This is a genomic window from Mesorhizobium sp. WSM4850, assembly GCF_055811735.1.
This window is the reverse complement of the sequence record NZ_JBVVPV010000107.1, coordinates 1-5075: the sequence shown is the minus strand read 5'-3', so window position 1 is coordinate 5075 and position 5075 is coordinate 1. Positions and strand designations below refer to the sequence as shown.

Annotated in this window: 6 protein-coding genes and 2 pseudogenes; 6 read left to right on the top strand and 2 right to left on the bottom strand. The window is 57.1% G+C overall.

The genetic code is table 11. The annotated features are described in order from the left end of the window. Positions 1-144: pseudogene (locus tag AC0L2Z_RS34915) on the bottom strand (insulinase family protein); the annotation flags it as partial. A 54-nt stretch (positions 145-198) separates the two neighbouring features. Here AC0L2Z_RS34915 and AC0L2Z_RS34910 point away from each other — a divergent pair. The 5 genes and pseudogenes from AC0L2Z_RS34910 to AC0L2Z_RS34890 all read left to right on the top strand — a co-directional run. Beyond that, entirely contained in the window at positions 199-384 is a 186-nt protein-coding gene (locus AC0L2Z_RS34910) for a hypothetical protein (protein ID WP_473630581.1), read from the top strand. Positions 385-1126: 742 nt separating this feature from the next. Beyond that, positions 1127-2716 (top strand): DUF6119 family protein, encoded by a 1590-nt coding sequence (locus AC0L2Z_RS34905; RefSeq protein ID WP_473630580.1) that lies wholly within the window; start codon positions 1127-1129, stop codon positions 2714-2716. A 67-nt stretch (positions 2717-2783) separates the two neighbouring features. Beyond that, positions 2784-3188 (top strand): TIR domain-containing protein, encoded by a 405-nt coding sequence (locus tag AC0L2Z_RS34900; RefSeq protein ID WP_473630579.1) that lies wholly within the window; start codon positions 2784-2786, stop codon positions 3186-3188. Between the two features lie 102 nt (positions 3189-3290). Next, complete coding sequence (locus tag AC0L2Z_RS34895; protein ID WP_473630578.1) at positions 3291-3635, top strand: autoinducer binding domain-containing protein; 345 nt, start codon at positions 3291-3293, stop codon at positions 3633-3635. Between the two features lie 168 nt (positions 3636-3803). Next, positions 3804-3959 (top strand): annotated as a pseudogene (locus tag AC0L2Z_RS34890) (helix-turn-helix transcriptional regulator); the annotation flags it as partial. 306 nt (positions 3960-4265) lie between these two features. Here AC0L2Z_RS34890 and AC0L2Z_RS34885 read toward each other — a convergent pair. Then, positions 4266-4547, bottom strand: coding sequence for a DNA -binding domain-containing protein (locus tag AC0L2Z_RS34885; protein ID WP_473630577.1), 282 nt, complete (start codon positions 4545-4547; stop codon positions 4266-4268). A gap of 114 nt (positions 4548-4661) precedes the next feature. Between AC0L2Z_RS34885 and AC0L2Z_RS34880 the strand changes: the two genes are divergently transcribed. Then, complete coding sequence (locus AC0L2Z_RS34880; protein WP_473630576.1) at positions 4662-4895, top strand: helix-turn-helix domain-containing protein; 234 nt, start codon at positions 4662-4664, stop codon at positions 4893-4895. The last annotated feature ends 180 nt before the right edge of the window (positions 4896-5075 follow it).

Here is a 5075-nt window from a genome sequence, read left to right as displayed (position 1 = left end):
CATCCCTTAGCGTCAATGTGCGCCTGGTGTTCTGCACCGGCTCAGACGGGCGTTCGCGTGGCGGCAGATCTGGTCCAACGGGACCTTGCCATAGGTCTTCTCGGCCAGCGCCTTCACGGCCTCGGGCTCGACGTCGCCTGCCACTTTCTGTCGTTTGACGAACGGCTTCACATGAACACGTGACAGCAGGCGAACTTCATGGCCGAGCTTCGCGGCTGGCGTCCCCAATTACGCGCCGTCGCGCATGGCTACATCGCAACGATGCACCTCGGCAGCTCCGTAAAGAAGACCAAGACGTACCCGCGTGACGTACAGGGAATTGTCGAACTTCCCATCAGCAATATGCGCAAGCAGCGCGAAAACGCCGATTTCCTGCCAGGATAGGGCATCATTCGCGGAAAGCGGTCCATTGGCGCTGCTATATTCACGAAGCGGACATTGAGCCGTCCGCTATCGAGGATTGGCCTAGAAGGATGGAGACCGGGGAATAGAAATCACCGAAAGCAGCCTGATTATTGAAGATCGAATGTTCCAGAAAACTACCACTGGTGATCGACTGAAGTTTTTAACAGTCAGATTTGGTATTGGCCTTTGTGAGAGGTTGTAAGGCTAAGTGTATTACCGCTAGTCCGTCCCATTCAACGAGATTGATACTTAAGTATGGAACGCACGACAGATATGCAATCGAACGTATCGATCTGACACTCGACCGTCCCTAGACTATTCAAGAAGATCTACTGATGACTTCGCAGTACAGCCGAACCCGAGCATATGAGGACCAAAGTATGAGCACTTACCGCGACGGCCCAGCTTCATTCATGTTCCGGCCGCCCGGGAGAAACGGCCGAGCATTCCGAGAACATTCACGGGTTTGCTGTTGGGCCGCGCCGCTATCCGATGAACTTGTTAATTCTCTGCGCCGGGATTGGCTGCAATGCGCCTCCTTTAGGCCATTAAGGTCAGATCGTACACTTCCGGAAAGCAGTCGCTCATGCGACGTCATAAGCGTGCGCCTTCCGGTGCGCCCCCGAAAGCCAGTATGTACGTCTACCCACTGCCGCATTTTGGCGTGAGCGGTCGGCGATAACATCTATCATCGTCGGCGTTGCTTGGCGGGGAGCAAGTTGTGGCAAAAAGATCATATACATTCCGGCTGCTGAAAGCGCATATCGCCGATCCAGCGGATTCGCTCAAAGAACAAAATCGGCTGGAGGAAAAGCCCCTTACGGGGCATCCCGATAACAAGCGTCTGTTCGCAGGCCAGGCATACAATTCGCCGCCGGGCTGGATATCTTTTTTCAATGCTGCCGACCAATTACAGTTCAACGGGCTGTACGGCGGCCAAGCGGCTGCGATTCTATTTGTCGGTGTCGATCTTGCTGCTGACGACGCCGACCCGCAGCGCAGATGGCTTGCTGTGTGTTTCGGCATGGGGTTTCAGGAACTTCGCCCGGAAGCGCTGGAGAGCCAGTTCGGATTGAAGGTGGCGCTGAACCGGCTTGGCCGCGAGCGGATCAAGAGTATCGACACGCGTAGGCCCGAAGATTCAACCATTCAGACCCGCTCACAGAACAGCCGGATCGGCGAGATCTTCGATTTCGGCGTCGATACATCGAGCATCATTCTTCAGGCAATTACCGGCAAATCGGGAGATGAAGCGTTCGGGGGTACACTGACAGGAAGCGACGGGCTCAAGCTAAGCTGCGAGGTCGATTATGACGGGATCGACGATAAAGGTCTGACGATCATCAACTCGTTCAATGATACGGCATACCAAGAACTGTTTCCCTGGTACGGCAAGATCACGCCCATCCGGGATCGTTCGCGCGTGGACCAACTCAACCAGAGCCTAGTCACCCGGTTGCAGAATGGGCAGCTCGACGGCATCCATCTCGCACCACCGGAAATCATCGATTATCACAATGTCGATCGGTTCAAATTCTCGGGCAGCTCACGGGCGGACGCGTTCGACGACCTTCGTCTGCCCGATTATCTGGCTCTCTTCGATGAGGAGCATGCCGTCACGCTTGCACATCTGAAATCGGACAAGGTGCGTGTCGCGAGCGACGACGGGCCGTTCCATGACCGATGGTCCGTATTCAAATGTCTATGTGCAGAGGTCCAGTTCAACGACCAGCTCCACATCCTCGCATCGGACGAATGGTATGTGGTCAAGGACGATTTCATCGCCACCGTCAACGCAGCGATGGCGGAAATTCCGCTAGCTGCCCTCCAGCTCCCTTTCTACACCGCTGGCGAAAAGGAGGGCGACTACAACGCCCGCGCCGTCAATGCCCAAGCCGGGATGTATCTTTACGACAAAAGCCTCGTGAATTTCGAAGGAGAGCGTGGGCGGGTCGAGTTTTGTGACATTTTGACCGGTGGCCGGCAGCTCGTGCACGTGAAGCGCCGTAGCAAGTCACAAACGCTGAGTCATCTGTTCCTGCAAGGACAGGTGTCCGCCGAAGCATTCCTCGACCATCCACCGCTTAGGGCACAAATTCGGGAGGCAATGCCAGCGATCGTCGGCATAATTCCGGCGGAGAGGCCCAATCCGGCCGACTATGAAATCGTCTACGCGCTTTTGCATGAGGGAAATCCGACGCTCCCCTTCTTCAGCAAAGTGGCTCTGATGAGCATCTCGAAGCAGCTTCGGCGAATAAGCTACGGCGTAAGCCTTCTGTGGGTTGGCCTCGCTCGGGCCAATCCGGTTTGAACCCTGGCAGTGAACCGCCTGAGGCTCTTCGGGACCAAAACAAGTCATCGCGCTGTTCTAGGCTGTAATGCACCGGCTGACGCCGGGCGGTGGCAGCTACCGAGGTCGATATGGGAATGGCAGCTTCTTGGCCCTATCAATAGCGGGTAGCCAGCTTCCGGCTCTAAGGGCGCGCCGAGCGCGACGTTCATCGTGTAGTCCAGATCCGAAATTCTTGGATCATTCGCGCCAAAGGCAAAGCACCTCCATTTTACGACAAAGCAATGGATCGAAGACAGATGAGGGTACGTCCGTCACGGTCGTACTGTTCGGCGCGAAGACGTATAATCGTGAATGGGTGAGGCACGATATCAGGGGCAGTTACCAGCTGGACAAAGGAATGCTCGCTATCGACGTCCACAAGGCATCCCTTGAAGTGCTGAATAAGGGCGATTGCGGCGCGTTCGCGACCGAAGGTTTGAAAAAGAGATGATCTGCATATCCGGATGGCGCGTCTAGGTTCGACATCTCAACTACGTGGTCTTCACATGACACGCTGCCGGAGAGCCAAGGGAAGGAGCTGAAAAGGGCAGAGATGCAGACTGTCTTCGAGAGATTCTTGGAACGGCTTTCAGAAAGCGTCGATGAGGCTGATCTCCGCGGCGCCCTGGCCGATGTCGCCTCTGGACTCGATCTGCTCACTTTTGCCTATCTCTCCTGTTCCCCGCGGTCTGATGGCAAACCCACGCTGATCTCGAACTATCCGGCGCCCTGGACAGCACGTTATCTTGAGAACCGGTATCAGAGCGTTGACCCGGTCATTGTGCGCGCACGCAGTGGCGGATGCCCGTTTCGATGGGGATCCGATCTGATCGGCGAGGAGGCTGCAGGGGCTCATCGACCGCCGAGGGAATTTTGCGGCGATGACCTTTGCCGCTGACAAGCCCGATCCTGTGTTTTTCCGCGCCGCAGAACGCCACGAAGAAGGTCTCCCGTATATAGCGACCACATATGTTCGTTCGCCGCAAACTGTCCACCGATCGAATGATCGATGGTGTCTTGCTAACGCCGCGGGAATACGAGTGCCTGCAGTGGGGCAGCAAGAGGCAAGTCCGAATGGGAGATCGGCTGCATCCTGGGGATCACGCAGCGAACGGCCGCCTTTCATCTGGGCAACGCTCGCCGGAAGCTTGGGGTGACGACCACCAAGCAGGCAATTGGGCGCCTGGCCCGTTCGGCTTTTTGCGATTCACTGACAGGTTAGCTTCACGTGCGCGGCGGCGTTGAAGCGTAGGCTGTGGCGCTTGAGTGCGTCTTGTGCTTACAGCGAATCGCCTGCCGGCTTGTTTCCGCCGAAAAAAGGCGGCCCCGATTGAACGTCGTTCTGCGGGGTCTCACGGATCGCTCGCCGGACCTTCACATCGCGAGATCATTGAAGTGCTGATCGGGGGAGGCGCGTCCACGCCGACGGATCCCGGCGATCATCTCCGCGACCGTATTCGGTGCGCGTCTCTCCGCCCTGCGTTCATGAATGGGGACTGTCGTGAGTTCCTGACGTTCCAGCCGTGCGTCAGCCGCCGAACAGTTCCTTGTAGCCGGTCGTTACCATCCAGTTCGCCCGGTCGATATGGCTGCGAACAGCCTTGCGGGCGCGCACCGGTTCAAGGACGGGGTCGATGCGGAGAATGAGTTCGGCCATTTCCTCTACGCTGGCATTGTCGGCGCAGGCGTCGAGGATGCGCAGGTAAATGGTGGAATGCTGCCTGTCGTAGCTCGTGATGCTGTCTGACCAGGGGACCTCATCGAGCAGTGTCGAGCTTTCAGTCCCATCTGTTCCCGTCGATCGATTCATCTCTGCCGCGAACCGCATGTTGATAGCTGGATTCAAGACAGCATATCCCAAAATGGGATAATCCGGAACCGGGATTAGTGGCTGAGCCGGTCTTTACCTGACCGGTTCGCCTACATGCCCAAATCACTTCGATCTGCCCGCCACCAGCGGTTTCTGGCCCAGTTGATATCGCTGCGCAGGGCCAAAGGCATGACCCAGGCGCAGGTAGCCGAGAAGCTTGGCCGGCCGCAATCCTTTGTGGCCAAGTATGAGGGTGGAGAGCGGCGTCTCGACGTCATTGAGTTTCTCGACGTAACTGCGGTGCTTGACGCTGATCCGTGCGAGATTCTGTTGAGCCTGCAGTCATAGCTGGCGTCGGCGCGCCTCGCGGCGCGCACCGGCTGCCGGCGGATCAGCCCGTTTTCTTCGGCAAGCTCAGGCGTCTCAGCCATTCGGCTCCCGCCCTGGCGCGGGTCGTCAGACCCCCCGCACAGAGAAAAAACCAAAAAAAAAACACCCCGATAAACGAAAAAAACAACACAACGAGAC

Bases quoted from the DNA above. Each gene is read 5' to 3' on its own strand.
- AC0L2Z_RS34910 (WP_473630581.1), top strand. From the start codon at position 199: ATGGCCGAGCTTCGCGGCTGGCGTCCCCAATTACGCGCCGTCGCGCAT.
- AC0L2Z_RS34900 (WP_473630579.1), top strand. From the start codon at position 2,784: ATGCACCGGCTGACGCCGGGCGGTGGCAGCTACCGAGGTCGATATGGG.
- AC0L2Z_RS34895 (WP_473630578.1), top strand. From the start codon at position 3,291: ATGCAGACTGTCTTCGAGAGATTCTTGGAACGGCTTTCAGAAAGCGTC.
- AC0L2Z_RS34885 (WP_473630577.1), bottom strand. From the start codon at position 4,547: ATGAATCGATCGACGGGAACAGATGGGACTGAAAGCTCGACACTGCTC.
- AC0L2Z_RS34880 (WP_473630576.1), top strand. From the start codon at position 4,662: ATGCCCAAATCACTTCGATCTGCCCGCCACCAGCGGTTTCTGGCCCAG.